The sequence below is a fragment of the Alloalcanivorax marinus genome (assembly GCF_016785095.1).
Lineage (GTDB): Bacteria > Pseudomonadota > Gammaproteobacteria > Pseudomonadales > Alcanivoracaceae > Alloalcanivorax > Alloalcanivorax marinus_A.
Map to the genome: position 1 here is coordinate 375,835 of NZ_JAEKJB010000009.1, position 19,801 is coordinate 395,635.

General features: G+C 65.6%; 20 protein-coding genes and 1 riboswitch. Of the genes, 14 read left to right on the forward strand and 6 right to left on the reverse strand.

Going from position 1 to position 19,801, the window contains the following annotated elements; all coding sequences use genetic code 11:
- Positions 1–70 precede the first annotated feature (70 nt).
- From JF515_RS13430 to uca, 9 genes are all read left to right on the forward strand, one after another.
- Complete coding sequence (locus JF515_RS13430) at positions 71–637, forward strand: glutathione peroxidase (RefSeq protein WP_203104939.1); 567 nt, start codon at positions 71–73, stop codon at positions 635–637.
- Positions 638–701: 64 nt separating this feature from the next.
- Entirely contained in the window at positions 702–1,019 is a 318-nt protein-coding gene (locus JF515_RS13435; RefSeq protein ID WP_203104940.1) for a hypothetical protein, read from the forward strand.
- 37 nt (positions 1,020–1,056) lie between these two features.
- The gene (locus tag JF515_RS13440; RefSeq protein WP_203104941.1) at positions 1,057–1,830 is read left to right on the forward strand and encodes a dienelactone hydrolase family protein; all 774 of its coding nucleotides are present in this window, start codon (positions 1,057–1,059) and stop codon (positions 1,828–1,830) included.
- A gap of 213 nt (positions 1,831–2,043) precedes the next feature.
- Positions 2,044–2,143: riboswitch (guanidine-I (ykkC/yxkD leader) on the forward strand.
- 56 nt (positions 2,144–2,199) lie between these two features.
- Entirely contained in the window at positions 2,200–3,270 is a 1,071-nt protein-coding gene (locus JF515_RS13445; protein WP_203104942.1) for a putative urea ABC transporter substrate-binding protein, read from the forward strand.
- 25 nt (positions 3,271–3,295) lie between these two features.
- A complete protein-coding gene (locus JF515_RS13450; RefSeq protein WP_203104943.1) occupies positions 3,296–4,111 on the forward strand; it encodes an ABC transporter permease in 816 nt (271 codons plus the stop codon).
- A 9-nt stretch (positions 4,112–4,120) separates the two neighbouring features.
- Complete coding sequence (locus JF515_RS13455) at positions 4,121–4,915, forward strand: ABC transporter ATP-binding protein (protein ID WP_203104944.1); 795 nt, start codon at positions 4,121–4,123, stop codon at positions 4,913–4,915.
- Positions 4,912–5,628 (forward strand): urea amidolyase associated protein UAAP1, encoded by a 717-nt coding sequence (locus tag JF515_RS13460; protein ID WP_203104945.1) that lies wholly within the window; start codon positions 4,912–4,914, stop codon positions 5,626–5,628. The genes JF515_RS13455 and JF515_RS13460 overlap by 4 nt, the downstream gene beginning before the upstream one ends.
- Before the next feature lie 11 nt (positions 5,629–5,639).
- Positions 5,640–6,278 (forward strand): urea amidolyase associated protein UAAP2, encoded by a 639-nt coding sequence (locus tag JF515_RS13465; RefSeq protein WP_203104946.1) that lies wholly within the window; start codon positions 5,640–5,642, stop codon positions 6,276–6,278.
- A gap of 85 nt (positions 6,279–6,363) precedes the next feature.
- Entirely contained in the window at positions 6,364–9,975 is a 3,612-nt protein-coding gene (gene uca / locus JF515_RS13470; RefSeq protein WP_203104947.1) for an urea carboxylase, read from the forward strand.
- Here uca and JF515_RS13475 read toward each other — a convergent pair.
- The 4 genes from JF515_RS13475 to JF515_RS13490 all read right to left on the reverse strand — a co-directional run bounded on the left by JF515_RS13475 (position 9,953) and on the right by JF515_RS13490 (position 12,109).
- The gene (locus JF515_RS13475) at positions 9,953–10,822 is read right to left on the reverse strand and encodes a glycine betaine ABC transporter substrate-binding protein (RefSeq protein WP_203104948.1); all 870 of its coding nucleotides are present in this window, start codon (positions 10,820–10,822) and stop codon (positions 9,953–9,955) included. The two genes, uca and JF515_RS13475, sit on opposite strands and share 23 nt — an antisense overlap.
- A gap of 46 nt (positions 10,823–10,868) precedes the next feature.
- A complete protein-coding gene (gene murI, locus JF515_RS13480; RefSeq protein ID WP_203104949.1) occupies positions 10,869–11,654 on the reverse strand; it encodes a glutamate racemase in 786 nt (261 codons plus the stop codon).
- 82 nt (positions 11,655–11,736) lie between these two features.
- A complete protein-coding gene (locus tag JF515_RS13485) occupies positions 11,737–11,928 on the reverse strand; it encodes a DUF1272 domain-containing protein (protein ID WP_203104950.1) in 192 nt (63 codons plus the stop codon).
- Between the two features lies 1 nt (position 11,929).
- Complete coding sequence (locus tag JF515_RS13490) at positions 11,930–12,109, reverse strand: hypothetical protein (protein WP_203104951.1); 180 nt, start codon at positions 12,107–12,109, stop codon at positions 11,930–11,932.
- A gap of 173 nt (positions 12,110–12,282) precedes the next feature.
- On the opposite strand from JF515_RS13490, the gene rapA reads away from it, so the two are divergent.
- Both rapA and JF515_RS13500 read left to right on the forward strand, forming a co-directional pair.
- Positions 12,283–15,162 (forward strand): RNA polymerase-associated protein RapA, encoded by a 2,880-nt coding sequence (gene rapA / locus JF515_RS13495; RefSeq protein WP_203104952.1) that lies wholly within the window; start codon positions 12,283–12,285, stop codon positions 15,160–15,162.
- A 13-nt stretch (positions 15,163–15,175) separates the two neighbouring features.
- Positions 15,176–15,835 (forward strand): alpha/beta hydrolase, encoded by a 660-nt coding sequence (locus tag JF515_RS13500; protein WP_203104953.1) that lies wholly within the window; start codon positions 15,176–15,178, stop codon positions 15,833–15,835.
- Here JF515_RS13500 and JF515_RS13505 read toward each other — a convergent pair.
- Positions 15,787–16,560 carry a dienelactone hydrolase family protein gene (locus JF515_RS13505; protein WP_203104954.1) on the reverse strand — a complete coding sequence of 258 codons (774 nt, stop codon included), beginning with the start codon at positions 16,558–16,560 and terminating at the stop codon, positions 15,787–15,789. The two genes, JF515_RS13500 and JF515_RS13505, sit on opposite strands and share 49 nt — an antisense overlap.
- A 135-nt stretch (positions 16,561–16,695) precedes the next feature.
- On the opposite strand from JF515_RS13505, the gene JF515_RS13510 reads away from it, so the two are divergent.
- Both JF515_RS13510 and JF515_RS13515 read left to right on the forward strand, forming a co-directional pair.
- Positions 16,696–17,136 carry a hypothetical protein gene (locus JF515_RS13510; protein ID WP_238401056.1) on the forward strand — a complete coding sequence of 147 codons (441 nt, stop codon included), beginning with the start codon at positions 16,696–16,698 and terminating at the stop codon, positions 17,134–17,136.
- Between the two features lie 92 nt (positions 17,137–17,228).
- A complete protein-coding gene (locus JF515_RS13515) occupies positions 17,229–17,420 on the forward strand; it encodes a hypothetical protein (protein ID WP_203104955.1) in 192 nt (63 codons plus the stop codon).
- Positions 17,421–17,856: 436 nt separating this feature from the next.
- On the opposite strand, the gene JF515_RS13520 is transcribed toward JF515_RS13515, so the two are convergent.
- Positions 17,857–18,186 carry a DUF1820 family protein gene (locus JF515_RS13520; RefSeq protein WP_203104956.1) on the reverse strand — a complete coding sequence of 110 codons (330 nt, stop codon included), beginning with the start codon at positions 18,184–18,186 and terminating at the stop codon, positions 17,857–17,859.
- A gap of 405 nt (positions 18,187–18,591) precedes the next feature.
- Here JF515_RS13520 and coxB point away from each other — a divergent pair, with 405 nt between their 5' ends.
- Complete coding sequence (coxB, locus tag JF515_RS13525; RefSeq protein ID WP_203104957.1) at positions 18,592–19,800, forward strand: cytochrome c oxidase subunit II; 1,209 nt, start codon at positions 18,592–18,594, stop codon at positions 19,798–19,800.
- Position 19,801: the final 1 nt, after the last annotated feature.

Consider the following 19,801-nt stretch of genomic DNA (forward strand, 5'->3'; position numbering starts at 1 on the left):
CCCCCTTGGCGCCGCCTTGACCGGCGGCGTCCGATAGTGATGCTCCCGTGATCCATCAGAGGAACAGCCGATGAGCCCGCTACGTTTCATCCTTGCCTGCGCCCTGGGCCTGGGCAGTCTGCTGCTCGGCGGCCCGGCCCGCGCCGCCGACGGCGAAGCCGCCTGCCCCGCCCTGTTTCAGCATGAAGCGCGCAAGCTGCACAGCAAGGAGGACGTGGATCTCTGCGCCCTGACCGCCGGCAAGGTGGTGCTGGTGGTGAATACCGCCAGCCAGTGCGGGTTCACGCCCCAGTTCAAGGGCCTGGAAGCGCTCTACAAGACGTATCGGGATCAGGGACTGGTGGTGCTGGGTTTCCCCTCCGACGCTTTTCGCCAGGAACTGGACGATGAAGGCGCCACCGCCAAGGTCTGCTACGTGAACTACGGCGTGACCTTCCCCATGATGGCCACTTCCCCGGTGCGCGGGCCGGACGCCAATCCGGTGTTCCAGGCACTCAATCGCGCCGCCGGCGAGCCGGAATGGAATTTCAACAAATACCTGGTAAACCGGGACGGCGAGGTGCTTCGCCACTTCCCGTCCTCCGCCAAGCCCCGGGGCGGCGAGCTGGAGGCGGCGGTCCAGGCGGCGCTGCGCTGACATCTGGCGGCGCCGTGCCGGCGCTGCTATGGTGTCAGGTTCAATACCGGTAATCGCCAGTCCGATGAAAGTCCGCAACAGTAAGGAACAGCAACGCCAGCGCCTGCGGCGGGATATGGAGCGGTTCCTTTCCCGGGGTGGACGCATCGAGGAAGTGCCCAGCGGCACGTCCGGCGACAACCCGGACCAGCCCCGGCAACGGCGTGCCTTCCCCTTCGCCCAGACACCGCGTGCCACGCGCACGGACCTGTCGCAGTTGGCGGCGGCCATCGATGCGCGCAAGAAGCACGGCAAGCGCCGCCCGTCCCGGCAGGCCGGCCCGCGCCGCCGCCTGATCTACGACGATTTCGGTGAGCCGCTGCGCTGGGTCTGGGACGACTGATTCAAGACAACTCCATTCCGAGTAGAAGGAACCCCTCATGAAACGCTTGAGCGCTTTGATCTGTTTGCTGTTGTGGGCCGGCAGCGCCACCGCCGAGGTGTTGGAACAGGCGGTCACCCTGCCCGGCGGCGTCGGCGACGGCGTGCTCTACATGGACGACGACCTGGACCGGACCACCGCCGGCGTGATCGTGGTGCATGAGTGGTGGGGCCTGAATGACTATGCCCGTAACCGGGCCCGGCTGCTGGCCGATGAGGGCTATGTGGCGATTGCCGTGAACCTCTATGACAAGGGCAAGGTGGCCGGCCACCCGAACGACGCCAAGACCTTCATGCAGGAGGCGCTGGCCAACCCGGAAAAGACCACCGCCCGCTTCAACGCCGCCAAGAAACTGCTGCGCGACCAGCAATACGTGGACAATGATCGCATCTTCGCGGTGGGTTACTGCTTCGGTGGCGGCGTGGTGCTGGAACAGGCCCGGCGCGGCAACGATCTGGCCGGCGTGGCCAGCTTCCACGGCACGCTGGGCACCGAGAAGCGCGCCACCGCCGGCGATGTCCAGGCGCGGGTTCTGGTGGCCACCGGCCAGGCCGACCCCATGGTGCCCGCCGATCAGGTGACCGCCCTGGTGAAGGAAATGACCGACGCCGGCGTGGACTTTCAACTGCTCAGTTTTCCCGGCGCCCAACATGGCTTCACCAACCCGCGGGCCGACCAGCTGGGCCAGCGTTTCGAGCTGCCGCTGGCCTACGACCGGCAAGCCGACCTGATCAGCTGGCAAGCGCTGATGGACTTCATTGAACAACCCTGAATGGCACAACCCTGCCCCACCGGCCGCGCCCCAAAAAGGGGCGCCGCGCACCACAATGGCACCACCCGGCGCCCCGTTTTAGCCCTTCCTCCCCTGCCCCGACCGGGGCGATCCCTTGCAAAACAGCCACTTGCCGATCCTGGCACCGGACTTGCTCCGCTAAATCACAGGAATCGAATGGCACTGTCGCCATCACGACCCGGACAATTCGGAAAAATGGATCGCTAGGGTTCCGGTGGGCTTCGCCCACGACTGGTCCGAGAGCGATCGACCTTCTAGCAAGGTTACACGGCGGGACAAAAGCCCGGGAGGACACCATGACGACCGTGTCATTGGATTCCTCACCGTCATAGCCTGAAGGAGGTCGACATGACCCGTATTCTGACTGCTTGCCTCTCCGCGGCCGCGCTGCTGGCGCTCTCCGCCCTCCCCAAACCGGCCCTGGCCGCCGCTGAACGCGACGACTTCAAAGTCTGCTGGTCCATCTATGTGGGCTGGATTCCCTGGGAGTACGGCGACGCCCAGGGCATCGTCGACAAATGGGCGGACAAGTACGACATCAGCATCGACGTGGTGCAAATCAACGACTACATCGAATCCATCAACCAGTACACCGCCGGCCAGTACGACGGCTGCACCATGACCAACATGGATGCGCTGACCATTCCCGCCGCCGGCGGCGTGGATACCACCGCCCTGATCGTCGGTGACTTCTCCGACGGCAACGACGGCATCATCCTCAAGGACAAAAGCAAACTGGCGGACATCAAAGGCCAGAATGTCAATCTGGTGGAGCTTTCCGTTTCCCACTATCTGCTGGCCCGTGCCCTGGAAACCGTGGGCCTGAGCGAGCGCGACGTGGACGTGGTCAATACGTCCGACGCCGATCTGGTCGCCGCCTACCAGACCGATGACGTGAGCGCCGTGGTCACCTGGAACCCCTTGCTGAGTGCCATCACCGAACAGCCCGATGCCCACCTGGTGTTCGACTCCTCGCAAATCCCCGGTGAAATCATCGACCTGATGGTGGTCAACACCGACACCCTCAAAGCCAACCCGAAACTGGGCAAGGCCCTGGCCGGTGCCTGGTACGAGATCATGGAAAACATGCGCGACCAGGGGGAAACCGGCAAGCAGGCGCGCACCGCCATGGGCGAGATCGCCGGCACCGACCAGGCCGGTTTCGAAGCCCAACTGAAAGCCACCCGCATGTTCTATGAACCCGCCGACGCGGTGGAATTCGTCAACAGCCCGGACGTGAAAACCACCATGCAACGGGTGGCGGAGTTCTCCTTCGAGCATGGCCTGCTGGGCGAAGGCGCCCCGGACGCCGGCTTCGTGGGCGTGGAAACACCCTCCGGCGTGTTCGGCAGCGAAGGCAACGTGAAGCTGCGCTTCGACCCCACCTACATGAAGATGGCCGCCGACGGCGCGCTTTGATCCATAACGCCGGCCGGGAGCCGTCATGAAGAAGCTGATCAACCGTCAAGCCGGCCCGGTGGGCCGCTGGGCCCTGGGCCTGCTGCCCTTCGTGGTGCTGGTGGTGCTCTACCTGGTGGCCTCGGACGCGCGCCTGGCGGCCAACCCCAACGACAAGCTGCTGCCGGATCTGGCCAGCTTCGTGGACGCCATTCAGCGCATGGCCTTCGAGCCCAGCAAACGCAGCGGTGAATACCTGCTCTGGGTGGACACCCTGGCGAGCCTGGAAAGGCTCGGCATCGGCGTGGTGATCAGCGCCACCCTGGGGCTGGTGTTCGGCATCGTCACCGGTGCCCTGCCCCTGTTCCGGGCCGGCATCTCGCCGCTGGTCACCGGCCTCTCCCTGGTGCCGCCGCTGGCGATCCTGCCGATCCTGTTCATCGTGTTCGGCCTGGGCGAGCTGGCCAAGGTGATGCTCATCATCATCGGCATCACCCCGTTCCTGATCCGCGATTTACAACAGCGGGCCGAGGAGATCCCCACCGAGCAGTTGATCAAGATGCAGACCCTGGGCGCCAACACCTGGCAGATCATCCTGCGCCTGGTGTGGCCCCAGGTGATGCCGCGTCTGATCGGCGCGGTGCGCCTGTCGCTGGGCTCCGCCTGGCTGTTCCTGATCGCCGCCGAAGCGATCGCCGCCACCGAGGGGCTGGGCTACCGCATCTTCCTGGTACGGCGCTATCTGGCCATGGACGTGATCCTGCCCTACGTGGTCTGGATCACCTTCCTGGCGTTCGCCATCGATTTCGCGCTGGCCCGCTACTCACGCTGGCGCTACCCCTGGTTCCACCAGGCGGGGTAAGGAGGAACCATGGCCACCATTGAACTGAAGAATCTGTGGAAGGAATACGGCGACCAGGTGGTGCTGGAGCGCCTCAACGCCGAAGTGGAGGAAGGCGAGTTCGTCACCGTCGTCGGCGCCTCCGGCTGCGGCAAGACCACCTTCCTGAAGCTGCTGCTGGGCACCGAGACCCCGACCCGGGGCCAGCTGCTGCTGGACGGCAAGCCGATCCCGGACGAGCCGGACGAAAGCCGTGGCATCGTGTTCCAGCGCTACTCGGTGCTGCCGCACCTGAACGCCCTCGCCAACGTGATGCTGTGCGGTGAGCTGGAAACCAGCCGCTGGCTGGGCCGCGCCTTCGGCGCCACCCGCAAGCGGCTGCGCGAGCAGGCCGTGGCGATGCTGGAATCCGTGGGCCTGGGCGCCGCCCTGGACAAATACCCCCACGAGTTGTCCGGCGGCATGCAGCAGCGTCTGGCCCTGGCCCAGGCGCTGATCAAGAAGCCGCGCATCCTGCTGCTGGACGAACCGTTCGGCGCCCTGGACCCGGGCATCCGCAGGGACATGCACCAACTGGTCCTGAAGCTGTGGCGGGAACAGGCACTGACCGTGTTCATGATCACCCATGACCTGGCCGAGGGCTTCTATCTGGGCACCCGGCTGTGGGTGTTCGACAAGGACCGCCTGGACCCGCAAACCCCGGAAAGCTATGGCGCGCGCATCACCTACGACCTGCCCGTGGGCGACAGCGACAAGGGCACCCTGCAATCCATTTCGCAAAACGTGAATAACACGTCCCGCTTACTCGAAGGAGCACCCCGATGACCGAACCGCTGTACGAGTACACCATGCCCGGCGGCGCGCACTGGTCCTTCCGGATGCGGCGCGGCACCGCCCTGCGCCTCACCGACGTGGACGGCGGCGCCAACGTGGGCATGCTGTTCTATAACCCGGAAGAGAAACTGGAGCGCTACAACGCGCCGGACACCCTCAAGGGCCAGCACACCTTCAAGCTGACCCGGGGCCATTGCCTGTATTCCGACATGGGCCGGGTATTCGCCTCCATCGTCGAGGACGATTTCGGCTGGCACGACACCGTGTGCGGCAACCTGCACCCGGACACCCTGAAGCAGAAATACGGCGAGCACGGCTACCAGCAATACCGCAACGGCTGGTACCTGAGCGGCCACGACAGTTTTCTCGTGGAGATGGCCAAATACGGCCTCACCGAGCGAGACCTGGCCGCCAACCTGAACCTGTTCAGCAAGGTGGCCAGCGGCGACGACGGCGCGCTGTGCTTCGACCCCAGCGCGGCGAAAGCCGGCGCCACCGTCACCCTGCGCTTCGAGATGGACACCCTGGTGCTGATGCACACCTGCCCGCACCCGCTGAACCCGGCGCCGGAGTACCCGAAAAAGAAGGTGCGCATCGAAATGTTCAAGGCGGACCCGGTCACCGAGGACGACTACTGCCTCAACTTCCGTCCGGAAAACGCCCGCGCCTTCGAGAACAACCGCCTGTACTACCTCGGCGCCTGACGGAGAGCCCCATGATCAAAGAGAGCCAACTGCAACCCGAACAGGCCGCGTTCCGTGAAGTGGTGCCCGCCGGCGACTACTTCCTGAAAGTGCTGCGCGCCGGCGAGACCCTGCGCATTCTCGACCTGGAGGGCAACCAGGCCGCGGATACCCTGTTCTACAACGCCGACGATCCCGCCGAGCGCTACAGCGCCATGGACACGGTGCGCGAACAGGGCAACGTCTACCTCACCGCCGGCAGCGTGCTGCGCTCCAACCGCAACAACCCGATGCTGGAAATCACCGCCGACACCTGCGGCCGCCACGATACCCTGGGCGGCGCCTGCGCCACGGAAAGCAATACGGTGCGCTACGACCTGAAAAAGCGCTGCATGCACGCTTGCCGGGACAGCTGGATGCTGGCGATCAACGAGAATGAAGAATACGGGCTGAGCAAGCGCGACATTGCCCACAACATCAATTTCTTCATGAACGTGCCGGTCACCGCCAAGGGCGGCCTGACCTTCGAGGACGGCATCTCGGCGCCGGGCAAGTACGTGGAAATGAAGGCCTTGATGAACATCACCGTGCTGATTTCCAACTGCCCGCAGCTCAACAACCCGTGCAACGGCTACGACCCGACGCCCATCGAAGTGCTGATCTGGCACTGAACGGCGCTCCCGCGCCGCGCCGGGGACGACCCCGGTGAATCGCAACCACGGCGGGACGGCCCGCCAACCGGACGAGTGCCAAGCCATGTTCAACAAGGTACTGATCGCCAACCGGGGCGCCATCGCCACCCGCATTATTCGCACCCTGCGCGCGCTGGGCGTGACCAGCGTGGCCGTCTACGCGGAAGCGGACGCCGACTCCCGCCATGTGGCCCTGGCCGATGAAGCCCTGAGCCTGGGCGACGGCAACGCCGCGCAAACCTATCTGGACCAGGACAAACTGTTCGCGCTGATGGCGGAACACGGCATCGATGCCGTGCACCCCGGCTACGGCTTTCTCAGCGAGAACCCGGACTTCGTGGAACGCTGCGAGGCCAACGGCATCGCCTTTATCGGCCCCACCGCCGCGCAAATGCGCGACTTCGGCCTCAAGCACACCGCCCGGCAACTGGCCGAGGACAGCCAGGTGCCGCTGCTGCCCGGCACCGGCTTGCTTGAAGACCTGGCGGACGCCCGCCGCGCCGCCGCCGACATCGGCTACCCGGTAATGCTCAAGAGCACCGCCGGCGGTGGCGGCATCGGCATGCAGATCTGCGCCGACCCGGCGACCCTGGAAAAAGCCTGGGACACGGTGCGCCGGCTCAGCGCTAACAACTTTTCCAACGACGGCGTGTTCCTGGAGAAATACATCCAGCGCGCCCGTCACATCGAGGTGCAGGTGTTCGGCGACGGCCAGGGCGAGGCTTTGGCCCTGGGCGAACGGGACTGCTCCGCCCAGCGCCGCCACCAGAAGGTCCTCGAGGAAACCCCGGCGCCGAATCTGCCGGAAGACGTGCGCGCCACCCTGCACGACACCGCCCGCCGGTTGATGGCGGCGGTGCGCTACCGCAACGCCGGCACCGTGGAATTCATCCTCGATCAGGACAGCCACCGCTTTTACTTCCTGGAGGTGAACACCCGACTGCAGGTGGAGCACGGCGTCACCGAGCAGGTCTACGGCGTCGACCTGGTGGACTGGATGGTGCGGCTGGCCGCCGGCGAGCTGCCCGCCCTGGCGGAGCTGGGCGGCAACCTGAGCCCGCGCGGACACGCCATCCAGGCGCGCCTGTACGCGGAAGACCCGAACAAGGACTTCCAACCCAGCGCCGGCCTGCTCACCACCGTGGATTTTCCCGAGGCGGACGGCGACGCCCTGCGCATCGATCACTGGATCGAGACCGGACTGACGGTATCGCCCTACTATGACCCCATGCTCGCCAAGATCATCGTCCACCGGGCGGACCGCGACGCCGCCCTGCGGGCCTTGGAAGACGCCCTGGCCGACACCCTGGTGGAAGGCATCGAGACCAACCGGGGCTACCTGCGCGCGGTACTTGCCGATCCGGTGTTCGCCGACGGGGCCATGACCACCCGCTACCTGAACGACTTCCGTTACCAGCCGCGCACCCTGGACGTGCTGGCCGGCGGCACCCTGACCACGGTGCAGGATTACCCCGGCCGACAGGGCTACTGGCCGGTGGGCGTGCCGCCGTCCGGCCCGTTCGACGCGCTCAGTTTCCGCCTTGGCAACCGGCTGCTGGGTAACGACGAGGACGCCGCCGGCCTGGAGTTCACCCTCAACGGCCCCACCCTGCGCTTCAACAGCGACACCCGCGTCGCCCTTACCGGCGCCGACATGGGCGCCACCCTGGACAATGAGCCGGTGCCCACGCACCGGGCGATCCCGGTGGCGGCCGGCCAGACCCTGAAGCTCGGCAAGGCCGACGGTCGCGGCGCCCGCGCCTACCTGGCGGTGGCCGGCGGCATCCAGTGCCAGCCCTACCTGGGCTCCCGCGCCACCTTCACCCTGGGCCAGTTCGGCGGCCATGGCGGCCGCGCCCTGCGCACCGGCGACGTGCTGCACCTGAGCGACGCCGAGCCGGCGCCAGCCGGGGACATGGCCCTGCCCGAGGGTCTGGCGCCGACCCTGGGCGAGCACTGGGAACTGCGCGTGATCTACGGCCCCCACGGCGCGCCGGACTTCTTCACCGACCACGACATCGAGACCTTCTTCAGCGCCGACTGGCAGGTGCATTACAACTCCAGCCGCACCGGCATCCGCCTGGTGGGCCCGAAGCCGGAATGGGCGCGCCGGGACGGCGGCGAGGCGGGCATGCACCCGTCCAACATCCACGATAACGCCTACGCGGTGGGCACCGTGGACTTCACCGGCGACATGCCGGTGATCCTGGGCCCGGACGGCCCCTCCCTGGGCGGCTTCGTGTGCCCGGCCACGGTGATCGCCGCGGACCGCTGGAAGCTGGGCCAGCTCAAGGCCGGCGACCGGCTGCGCTTTGTACCGGTGAGCCTGGAGGACGCTGACCGGCTGGCCGCCGAGCAGGACGCCTGCCTGGCGACGCCGAAAGCGCCGACGCTGAGCGTGCCCCCGGCGCCATTGGGCTCACCGATTCTGGACCGCCTGGAGGAGCAGGCGGACGGGCCGGAGGTGGTCTACCGGGCCGCCGGCGACCGCTATGTGCTGGTGGAATACGGCCCCCTGGAGCTGGACCTGCGGCTGCGGCTGCGCGCCCACGCCCTGATGCTATGGCTGGAGGACAAGGCCCCGGACGGCATCCTGGAGCTGACCCCGGGCATCCGTTCCCTGCAGGTGCACTTCGATCCGACGGTGCTGCCCCGGGGCGATCTGCTTGCGCTGCTGAAGAGCGCCGAGTTGACCCTGGACAAGCAGGACGACCTGGAAGTGCCCTCGCGCGTCGTCCACCTGCCTCTGAGCTGGGACGACGAGGCCTGCCGGCTGGCCATCGAGAAGTACATGCAGTCGGTACGCAAGGACGCCCCCTGGTGCCCCAGCAACATCGAGTTCATCCGCCGTATCAACGGCCTGGACAGCATCGACGAGGTAAAGCGCATCCTGTTCGAGGCCAGCTATGTGGTCATGGGCCTGGGCGATGTCTATCTGGGCGCGCCGGTGGCCACCCCTTATGACCCCCGACACCGGCTGGTGACCACCAAGTACAATCCGGCGCGCACCTGGACGGCGGAAAACTCGGTGGGCATCGGCGGTTCCTATCTGTGCGTGTACGGCATGGAAGGCCCCGGCGGCTACCAGTTCGTGGGCCGCACCTTCCAGATGTGGAACCGCTACCAGCGCACCGAGGCGTTCACCCGGCCCTGGCTACTGCGTTTCTTCGATCAGATACGGTTCTACGAGGTGAGCGCCGAGGAGCTCAAGCGCATTCGCCGGGATTTCCCCAAGGGTCGCTACCCGTTCAAGGTGGAGGAAACCACCTTCAACCTGGGCGAGTACCAGCGCTTCCTGGAGCACAACGCGACCTCCATCGAGGCGTTCACCGAGGCCCGCAACGCCGCCTTCGACGAGGAGCTTCGGCGCTGGGAAGCAAACGGCCAGATGCACTTCGAGAGCCAGCAGGATCTGAACGCCGACGAAGGCGACAGCCTGCCGGAGGGCACCCCGGTGGAAGCACCCACCGCGGGCAATATCTGGAAGCTGCTGGTGGCCCAGGGCGACACCGTGGAAGAGGGCCAGACCGTGGCGATTCTGGAATCGATGAAAATGGAAATCGAGATCGCCGCGCCGGAGGCCGGCAAGGTGATCCACGTCGCCCGCCAGGAAGGCCAGCAGATCAATGCCGGCCAGGCGGTGATGGTGGTAACTACTGGCCGAGCCACTCGTTGATGCGATCCTGGTGATCGGCGAGGTAGTGATCGATGGCCTCTTCGTAGCTGGTTTCCTGAGCCTCGTCCATGGCCTCCTGCAACTCATCCAGCGGCAACCGCATGCGGGTCAGGAAACCGGCCACCTCCGGGTGGTCTTCCTTGAAGCCCCTGCGCACCAGCACGTCGATGTGCTCGGCTTCGCCCAGGCTGCCCTTGGGATCATCCAGGAAGCGCAGATTCCAGTGGCCGAACATCCAGTGCGGTGTCCAGGCGGTGACCACTACCCATTCCTTGTCGCGCATGGCCCGGGTCAGGGCGGCGGTCATGGCGGCGCCGCTGGCGGAGCGCAGGTGGTAATCCAGCCCGTAGTCGTCGATGGCCTTCTCGGAAAGCTGCATCAGGCCGGCCCCGGGGTCGATGCCCTGGATGCTGCCGCGCAGCTTCGCCTTCACCTCGGGCTTTTTCAGATCCTCGATGGAGGACAACTCGGCCTTGGGGATGTAGTCCGGCACCGCCCAACCCAGCCGGGCGCCCTCATACAGCGGCCCCAGATCCACCACCTTGTCGCTCACCTTATTCCAGTAATTTTCATGGGTGGAGGGCAACCAGGCCATCAACATGGCGTCCAGGTCGCCGTTGGCGACGCCCTGATATTGCACGCCAATGGAAGAGAGCTGCAGCTTCACGTCGTAGTCGTAATGCTCCTCGATGACCCGCTTCGCCAGCTTGGTGACGAACTCGGCGTCGGACCAGGCGGTCCAGCCGAAGGTCAGGGTCTTGTCCGCCGCCCGGGCCATGCCCGTGCTCAGAGCAAGGACGAGGGCCAGGACGAGCAGTTTCACGAAACGTGGCATTGAAGGGGGCATGGCTTCTCTTCTGAGTGTTTGCAGGTCTGAGTGTTTGCAGGCGTCTCTACGTTAGTAGAGAAAGCGGCGGCGGGAAACCAAAGGTTCGGCAGGCGGCCACCAGGCCGGCCCGCTCCGCGTCGGTGGCCCAGGCCATGGCGGGCGGCGTGAGCGCCCAATGGGGCGTCCCCAGCACCTGATCCACGCGGCGGGCGATGGCGGCACCGGAGTCCACCCAGGTGATCGCCCGGGGGGGACGGAAATGGTCGCGCAGCAACGGGAAATGGGTGCAGCCCAGCACCACGGTGTCCAGTTCCGGCTGTTGCCAAAGCGGCGCCAGCGCCGCCTCGATCACCGTCGCGTCCACCGAGCCGGTGGCGAGTAGCTGCTCGGCCTGACCCACCAGGGCATCGCCGGCCACCCGCACCACGGTACGGTGGGTGGCGAAGTCCTCGATCAGGCGGTCGGTATAGGGCCGGCATACCGTGGCGGAGGTGGCCAGCAGGCCGATCACGCCGCTGGCGGTAAGCGCCGCCGCCGGCTTGATGGCCGGCACGGTACCCACCACCGGAACAGGCAGTGCCGCGCGCAGAGCATCCAGGGCCAGGGTACTGGCGGTGTTGCAGGCCACCACCAGCACCTCGGCGCCACTGGCCGCCACCGCCGCCCGGCACACCATCACGATACGCGCCACCAGCCAGCCATCCTCCTTGGTGCCGTAGGGCAAGGCGGCGTTGTCGCAGGCGTAGGCCAGCGGCGCGTCCGGCAGCCGCTCACGCAGGGCGCGCACCACGGACAGGCCGCCAACGCCGGAATCGAAGATCAGCACCGGGCCGTTAAGGGGTGGAACCATGGACGGGGTCTCGAACGGATCGCACAGGCGGCCAAGCGTAGCGCCAGCCCGAGGGGGAATAAAGGCCCATCAAACGCGACGCCTAAGGGGCCGGGGCGGGATGGTCGGGCCGCCGGGGGCGGCGCACCAGCTCACCGCCACAATTGGGACAGACCGTGCCCAGGGCCGTACAGCAATCCACACAGAAAGTGCACTCATAGGAGCAGATGTACACTTCGCCCTGGGCGCGCAGCTCATCCCCACAGTGCTGGCAGTGGGTCTTCATTTCCAACATATCAGTGGGCCTCCACTTTCCGCTTGCCGCACCGCTCGCACTGATAGCGGGTCACCAGCTTGCCCTTCTGGCTGTCGAAGCGGGTACTCTTCACCACCTTCCATTTATGGAAACCGTGCTGGCACAGCCCTTTTTTGGGCTTTTTGCGGGCCGGTTTCTTGAACGGGACGATCTCACCCATGGCATCACCTTCAACCAACATCGCCGCCAGAATAACGCAATGCGGCGGGGCCGTCCTCGGGCCGCCCCCCTTGGGCACGACCGGGATTTCCTCGAAAACCCCGGCTTTCATCGCGCCGACGCGGCCGAACCCGTATAATCCCGCTCCCGAAATCCACCGGCCACAGGATTGCCATGACCGACTTTACCCCCGGCCAGCGCTGGCTCAGTGAATCCGAGACCGAACTGGGGCTCGGCCTGATCAAGGAGGTGGACTACCGCCTGGTGACGGTGAGCTACCCGGCCGTGGAAGAGGAACGCACCTACGCCAAGAACAATGCGCCGCTGTCGCGCATCACCTTCGACGTGGGTGACACCCTGACCACCGGTGACGGCCTGGATCTGGTGGTGCGCAGCGCCGAGGACCACAACGGCCTGATGGTCTACCACGCCCACCCGGCCGGCGAGCCGGACAATGTGCAGCCGGTGCCGGAATCGCTGCTCGGCCACCGCCTGCGGCTCAGCGGCGCCCAGGAGCGGCTGCTTACCAATCAGCTTTCCTCGAACCGCTGGTTTGAACTGCGGGTGGCCGCCCTGGAGGCCCGCGCCCACCGCGAGGGCTCGCCGATTCAGGGTCTGCGTGGCCCGCGCATCGATCTGATCGGCCACCAGCTGCACATCGCCGACCAGGTGGCGCGTCGCTACGCGCCCCGGGTGCTGCTGGCCGATGAAGTGGGTCTGGGCAAGACCATCGAGGCCGGCCTGATTCTCCACCAGCAGTTGCAGACCGGCCGCGCCCGGCGCGTGCTGATCGTGGTGCCGGACGCCCTGGTTCACCAGTGGTTCGTGGAAATGGCACGGCGCTTCAATCTGCGTTTTTCCATCTTCGACGAGGAGCGCCTCAACGCCCTGTCACGCCCCAGCGTGGACGACGTCAAGGAAATGCTGGCGGACCTCTTCGCCGAAGCGGAAGGCGAAGGCGACGCCCCGGAGATGGACGACAATCCGTTCCTTTCCGAGCAGTTGGTGCTATGCAGCACCGCCTTCCTGGAAGGCTGCGACATCGACAGCCTGGCACAGGCTGACTGGGACCTGGTGGTGGTCGACGAAGCCCACCACCTGCACTGGTCCCCGGACGCGCCCTCCGAAGCCTACCAGCGAGTGGAGCGCCTGGCGGAGGCCAGCCGTGGCCTGCTGCTGCTTACCGCCACGCCGGAGCAACTGGGACTGGAAAGCCACTTCGCGCGGCTGCGCCTGCTGGACCCGGATCGCTACCCGGACCTGGAAGCCTTCATCGATGAGCAGACGCACTACCGGGAAGTGGCGGACCTGGTCGGAGAGCTGCATGATCAGGAAAGCTGGCCGGCGGATCTCAAGCAACGGGCCGCCGCGCTGCTGCCCGACGAAACCGTGGACGAAGCCCACCGCGACGCGGTGCTCGCTGAGTTGCTGGACCGCTTCGGCCCGGGCCGGGTGATGTTCCGCAACACCCGGCACAACGTGGCCGGTTTCCCGGCCCGGCGGGTTCACGGCGAGCCGTTGCCGCTGCCCGATGCGTACCGGGTGGACGCGGACGAAGAGCTGGCCCTGCGGCTCTACCCGGAGGCGGGCTTCGCCGATGATCGCTGGTGCGCCGACGATCCCCGGGTGAGCTGGCTGGAACGTTTCCTCAAGGAGCACCGCGGCGAGAAGGTGCTGGTGATCTGCGCGCGCCGCGACACCGCCATCGACCTGCACGCTCATTGCGGCTACAAGCTGGGCATGAATCTGGCGGTGTTCCATGAAGGCATGGACCTGATCGAGCGGGACCGGGCCGCCGCCTATTTCGCCGATCATGAGGACGGCGCCCAGGCCCTGATCTGTTCGGAAATCGGCTCCGAGGGCCGCAACTTCCAGTTCGCCCACCACCTGGTGCTGCTGGACCTGCCCCTGGACCCGGATCTGCTGGAGCAGCGCATTGGCCGCCTGGACCGGATCGGGCAGAGCGAGGACGTGCAAATCCACGTGCCCTATTTCCAGGGCCACGCCCAGGAGGTGTTGTTCCACTGGTATCACCAGGGCATGAACGCCTTCGAGCACACCAATCCGGCCGGCCATGAGATACGCCAGCGCACCGCCGACGCCCTGGAAAAGGCACTCGCCGATCCGCAGGCCGCCGAGGCCCGCGACACCCTGGTGACCATCACCCGCACGGAAGCGGAGGCGCTGCGCCAACGCCTGGAAGAAGGCCGCGACCGGCTGCTTGAGCTGGCGTCCTTCGATCCGCGCCAGGCGGAGGTACTCAAGCAGCATCTGGCGGCGGCGGACGCGGACAGTCCCTGGCCGTTCATGACACGGGTTCTGGACCACTATGGCGTGGATCAGGAAGAGCATTCCGATGATGCCTGGATTCTCAAACCCGGCAGCCATATGCGCGAGCCCTTCCCCCATCTTCCCGAGGACGGCGTCACCGTCACCGACCAGCGTGGCACCGCCCTGGCCCGGGACGACATGCAGTTCCTGACCTGGGAGCATCCCATGGTGGAAGGCGCCCTGGATCTGATTCTCGACGAGCACCGGGGCAAGGCCTCGGTGAGCTTGCTCAAGAACCCCAAGATCAAGGCCGGCACCCTGCTGCTGGAGCTGATCTACACGGTGGAGCCGGAAGCGCCACGCCACCTGCAGGCGGACCGCTTCCTGCCCGTGACCACGGTACGCCGGCTGCTGGACGCCAACGGCCGCGATCTGTCCTCGGCGATCACCCACGAGGCCCTGTGCAAGCAGTGTCACAAGTTGGAGAAGCCCCTGGCGCGCAAGATCGTCGGCAGCCAGAAAGCGCTGCTGGAAGAGCGCCTCAAGGAGGATGAAAAGAAAGCGGTGGATCAGGCCCGCACGGTAATCGACGAGGCCCTGGCGCGAATGCGCGAGAGCCAGGACCGGGATCTGCGACGCCTGCGCGCCCTGCGCGACAAGAATCCGCTGGTCCGTGACGAGGAAATCACTTTCCTGGAACAGCAAACCGAAGCCCTGGAAGCCCGGCTTGCGGACGCCCGCTTCCGCCTGGAAGCGGTGCGCGTAATCGTTGCCGGCAATTAAGAGGACAACAGTGATGGATTATCTGCCCTGCGTGGAAATGGAGCCGCAACAGCCCGCCGATTCCAGCGTCATCTGGCTGCACGGCCTGGGCGCCAGCGGCCACGACTTCGAGCCGGTGGTGCCGGAACTGGGTCGCAAACGCACCCGCTTCGTGTTTCCCCATGCCCCTCGAATCCCGGTGACGGTGAACGGCGGCATGGTGATGCCGGCCTGGTACGACATCGCCGGCCTGGGCGGCACCAGCCCGGTGGACGAGGACGGCATCCGCCGGTCCGCCGCCCAGGTGGATGCTCTGATCGAGCGCGAGATCGAGCGCGGCGTGCCCGCCGAACGCATTGTCGTGGCCGGTTTTTCCCAGGGCGGCGCGGTGGCCTATGAAGCGGCCCTGCGGCATCCGAAAAAACTGGCCGGCCTGATGGCGTTGTCCACCTACTTCGCCACCGCCGACAGCATCACTTTCAGCGACGCCAACGCCGGCCTGCCGATTTTCATCGCCCATGGCACCTTCGACCCCATGGTGCCGGAACAGGGCGGCCGCCAGGCGGCGGACACCCTGAGCGCCAAGGGCTACCCCACCGAGTACAAAACCTACCCCATGGAGCACGCGGTGTGCCTGGAAGAGATTCAGGACATCGCCGGCTTCCTGGGACGGGTGTTTGATGACGGTGAATGACCGGCGCCGAACACCTCGTTAAACAAATCGTCCATGGCCGCGAAGGCACGGCGCGCCACCTTCGGGTCGTAGACCGAACGGCCCGGGATATTCGCCCCCGGGTCGGTAAACGAATGCACCGCCCCACCGAAGTGGGTGAGCTGCCAGTCCGCGCCGGCGCCGTCCATCTCCTGCTTGAAGGCCCTCAGTGAGTCCTCACTGACCATGGGGTCGTCGGCACCGTTAAGCACCAGCACGCTGCCCTTCACCGCGCCGGTGGCCGGCGCCGGGGTATCCAGCAGGCCATGGAAACTGACGAAGGCGCGCAGATCGGCGCCGTCCCGGGCCAGCTCCAGGGCACAGGCGCCACCGAAACAGAACCCGAACATGGCCAGCCGGTCCCGGGCGATGCCCAGCTCACCGGCCTGTTGCTCCAGCACCGCCAGGGCGGCGCGCAGCCGCGCCCGCAGGACGGTGTTATCGGCACGCGCTTCCCCCATGGCGGCCATCGCCTCGTCCGGATTGGCCGGACGCACGCCCCTGCCGAACGGGTCGAGCACGAAAATGGCCCGGGTGTTATCCAGACAGCGCTCGGCCTGGGCGATGGCGGCGTCACTGACACCGAAGAAATTGGGGGCCATCAACAGCGCGCGGCTGGGGGTGGCGCCGCGCAAATACAGAAGGTGGCCCCGGAAGGCGCGGCCGTCCACTTCATAGTCGATGGCTTGATTGACGATATCGCTCATTGCTTGTCTCCCGATCAAAACGCCCGCCATTAAACACTTCGTTACCTTCCACCCGCAATCAACCGGAACCGCATCATGGCGCCTTCACCTCCATGGGGCTTTCATGGGGCACGAGCCAATAACAGGAGGCCAACCATGAAAAATGCATTCCCTCGGGTTCTGCTTGCCGCCGGCCTGGCCGGTCTCACCCTGGGGGCCCAGGCGGACCCGCCGTCCTGGGCCGGCAAGGGGAAGCCTGGCTCCGGGCGGGCGGAAGCCACGCAGCGCGACGCGCGCCTGTTCAGCGACCAGGAACGGGAGGCCCTGCGCCGCTTTGGTGACCGCTACCGTGGAGATGAGCTGCCCCCGGGGCTGCGCAAGAAGGTGGCCCGGGGCGGCGATCTGCCGCCGGGCTGGCGGGACAAGCTGCGCGAAGGCCGGCGCCTGCCCGACGATCTCTACTATCAGGGCTACCGCCTGCCAGAGTCGGTTTACCATACCCCGGACGGCTACTCGGACGTGGTGATCGACAATGAAGTCGTGCGCATTCTGGACGCCACCCAGACCATCATGGACGTTTTCAGACTCAACCGCTGATTTCCGACGTCCCACCACCACGATTTCACGGAACCGAACCGGCCGAGACCCTCTCCAAAATGGAAATCATTCCCACAACAGGAGGGCTCGCCATGTCGAAACTGGCCATTCAGGGGTTGCTCGCGATCACCACCGCCATCTGGCTACCAGGCCAGGCCGATACCAGTTCCCGCTCGGCCTGGTCCGGCGATCCCACCACGGAAACCCGTCTGAACGCCGATGACGCAGCGGAAAACAGCCCGGCGCTGATTCGTCCGGCGACGCCGGTCGACGGCAACGATTGATGGTTTGTTAAATCGGAAAAACCCGCGTGCGCCGGTTCACAATTGCACGCCGGTACAGGAACGCCGTGCCCCGGGCACACTCTTATTGAGTGCCGACGGCGATGACGTTGGTGGGCAGTGGGCCTGAACAGGGAAGGCCAGGGAGCATGGACGCCGCCGCTCCACCGCCGCCGCCCGGCACTGGACATATGCAAGCTGATGCTGTTGTTGAAGCGAGATTGGGACGAATTCGGAAAAAGTTGGCGCGCCGCCGGGAACTATCCCCCTTCCCATGCGCACTAAACGAATGAGTCTCCTTTGATACAATCAGGCAACCCTCCGGGCGTACAGTAAGGCTGGCGCCCTTCTTTTTTGTGACCACCGTCCCTGGCGGTCATCCCGCGAACCGTCGCTGGCGGCGACGTCCAAACTCGCTCCCGGCGATTTTGTGAGTCTGCTATTTCTTGCCGCCACCGGGCCCGAACGGCAGGGGGAAGGCGGTGACATTGCTGCCCGCCTCGGTAATTTTTCCTACCCCTTCCTTCTCCACCTCGTCGATGCGAATCACCGCGTGCATGGGAATGAAGGAGCGCTGCACCCCGGCGAACTGGTTCTTGAGCTTCTCTTCGGAGGGGTCCACCACCATCTGCGCGCGCTCGCCGAACAGGAATTCCTCCACCTCGATGAACCCATAGAGATCGCTGGTGTAGATCTGCCCGGCGTAGATCTCGTAGATCTGTCCCTGGTTGAGGAAAATGACCCGATAGATTTGGCGGTTTTTCGTCATGATGCGGGTCCGACACGGCCTGAAACGGGGGCGCAGTCTAGCACAATTCGGGGCCCCGGCATCCCCCGCCGAAGCAGCCCGCACGCGGCTTTCCGGCTGGACTTTACCCCTTTGAATGACTAGAGTTACCGGCCACAATGCCGTGGGGCGTTTTGCCGCACCCTGGAAAACCGCCGGGCTTTCCCTTACCAGAAGTAAGTGCTTGACCGGGAACGGTTTTCCCCATTACCAGGCGGGTTATTGGCCACCCCCTTGGCTGCCCCCGCCCTACCGGAGACAGGGACCTGGCAGGGCTCCACAGCATCATATCCTGAAACTCGCTTTCCAGGTGCCGGTGACGGCAAAAGAACAGGCGTGACCCCTTGTTCCGGGGGGTACTCGCTGGGGAAAACAGGGAGCTTACGCATGCAGTCAACTCTGTTCCACCGCGCGGCGGTCGGTCTTATGTCGCTGATGATCAGCGGCATGGCCGTGGCCAGCGACTGGACTGAACGTTCCGACCATAACCTGCGGCCCGGGGTCACCGCGGTCAGCCAGGAGGTCTACGATCTTCACACCACGATCCTCTGGATAGTCACCATCATCGGCTTGCTGGTGTTCGGCCTGATCCTGATCTCCATGATCCGCCACCGCCGCTCCCGCAACCCGAACCCGGCAACCTTCCATGAAAACGTTTTCCTGGAAGTGCTGTGGACGGTGATTCCGTTCGTGATTCTGATCGCCATGGCGGTACCCGCCACCCGGGTGCTGATTCAACTGGACGATTCCTCGGACGCGGAACTCACCGTGAAGGTCACCGGCCATCGCTGGAAGTGGGAATACGAGTACCTGACCTACGGCGACGACAACAATATCGGCGTCTCCTTCATGTCCAACATCGCCACGCCGCCGGAACAGATCAACAACCCGGTGCTGGCGGGCGGCCTGTTCCCGTACGGCACCGCCCAGGACGCGGTGGGCAAGGAATTCCCCGAGAAAGACAAGAACTACAACCTGGAAGTGGACAACCCGCTGGTCCTCCCTTCCGGCCAGAAAGTTCGCTTCCTGGTCACCTCCGCGGACGTCATTCACTCCTTCTGGGTGCCTGACTTCGGCGGCAAGAAGGACGCCATCCCCGGCTTTGTCAACGAAACCTGGGCAAAGGTTCCCGAAGGTCAGGAAGGCACCTATTACGGTCAGTGCGCCGAGCTGTGCGGCAAGAACCACGCTTTCATGCCCATCGAGGCGGAAGTGGTAAGCCAGGCCGAGTTCCAGGACTGGCTGGCCAAGAAGAAGGAAGAAGCCGCCGCCGCCCCGGACCTGACGCCGTTCGCCGATCTCGGCGAGGCCATGGAGCTGGGCCAGCAGACCTACGCCGGCAACTGCGCCGTGTGTCATGGCAACAATGGGGAAGGCGGTGTCGGCCTGCCGTTCGCGGGCAGCGACTTCGCCACCCAGGAAGAACATCTGGAAGAGCACATCCATGTGCTGATCGAAGGCCGTGGCGCCATGCCCGCTTTCGCCGCCCAGTTGTCACCGCGCCAGATCGCCTCCGTCATTACCTACGAGCGTAACGCCTGGGGTAACGAGACCGGTGACCTGATTCAACCCGAAGACGTCTACGAACAAGAGTAAG

Bases quoted from the DNA above. Each gene is read 5' to 3' on its own strand.
- JF515_RS13430 (WP_203104939.1), top strand. From the start codon at position 71: ATGAGCCCGCTACGTTTCATCCTTGCCTGCGCCCTGGGCCTGGGCAGT.
- JF515_RS13435 (WP_203104940.1), top strand. From the start codon at position 702: ATGAAAGTCCGCAACAGTAAGGAACAGCAACGCCAGCGCCTGCGGCGG.
- JF515_RS13440 (WP_203104941.1), top strand. From the start codon at position 1,057: ATGAAACGCTTGAGCGCTTTGATCTGTTTGCTGTTGTGGGCCGGCAGC.
- JF515_RS13445 (WP_203104942.1), top strand. From the start codon at position 2,200: ATGACCCGTATTCTGACTGCTTGCCTCTCCGCGGCCGCGCTGCTGGCG.
- JF515_RS13450 (WP_203104943.1), top strand. From the start codon at position 3,296: ATGAAGAAGCTGATCAACCGTCAAGCCGGCCCGGTGGGCCGCTGGGCC.
- JF515_RS13455 (WP_203104944.1), top strand. From the start codon at position 4,121: ATGGCCACCATTGAACTGAAGAATCTGTGGAAGGAATACGGCGACCAG.
- JF515_RS13460 (WP_203104945.1), top strand. From the start codon at position 4,912: ATGACCGAACCGCTGTACGAGTACACCATGCCCGGCGGCGCGCACTGG.
- JF515_RS13465 (WP_203104946.1), top strand. From the start codon at position 5,640: ATGATCAAAGAGAGCCAACTGCAACCCGAACAGGCCGCGTTCCGTGAA.
- uca (WP_203104947.1), top strand. From the start codon at position 6,364: ATGTTCAACAAGGTACTGATCGCCAACCGGGGCGCCATCGCCACCCGC.
- JF515_RS13475 (WP_203104948.1), bottom strand. From the start codon at position 10,822: ATGCCCCCTTCAATGCCACGTTTCGTGAAACTGCTCGTCCTGGCCCTC.
- murI (WP_203104949.1), bottom strand. From the start codon at position 11,654: ATGGTTCCACCCCTTAACGGCCCGGTGCTGATCTTCGATTCCGGCGTT.
- JF515_RS13485 (WP_203104950.1), bottom strand. From the start codon at position 11,928: ATGTTGGAAATGAAGACCCACTGCCAGCACTGTGGGGATGAGCTGCGC.
- JF515_RS13490 (WP_203104951.1), bottom strand. From the start codon at position 12,109: ATGGGTGAGATCGTCCCGTTCAAGAAACCGGCCCGCAAAAAGCCCAAA.
- rapA (WP_203104952.1), top strand. From the start codon at position 12,283: ATGACCGACTTTACCCCCGGCCAGCGCTGGCTCAGTGAATCCGAGACC.
- JF515_RS13500 (WP_203104953.1), top strand. From the start codon at position 15,176: ATGGATTATCTGCCCTGCGTGGAAATGGAGCCGCAACAGCCCGCCGAT.
- JF515_RS13505 (WP_203104954.1), bottom strand. From the start codon at position 16,560: ATGAGCGATATCGTCAATCAAGCCATCGACTATGAAGTGGACGGCCGC.
- JF515_RS13510 (WP_238401056.1), top strand. From the start codon at position 16,696: ATGAAAAATGCATTCCCTCGGGTTCTGCTTGCCGCCGGCCTGGCCGGT.
- JF515_RS13515 (WP_203104955.1), top strand. From the start codon at position 17,229: ATGTCGAAACTGGCCATTCAGGGGTTGCTCGCGATCACCACCGCCATC.
- JF515_RS13520 (WP_203104956.1), bottom strand. From the start codon at position 18,186: ATGACGAAAAACCGCCAAATCTATCGGGTCATTTTCCTCAACCAGGGA.
- coxB (WP_203104957.1), top strand. From the start codon at position 18,592: ATGCAGTCAACTCTGTTCCACCGCGCGGCGGTCGGTCTTATGTCGCTG.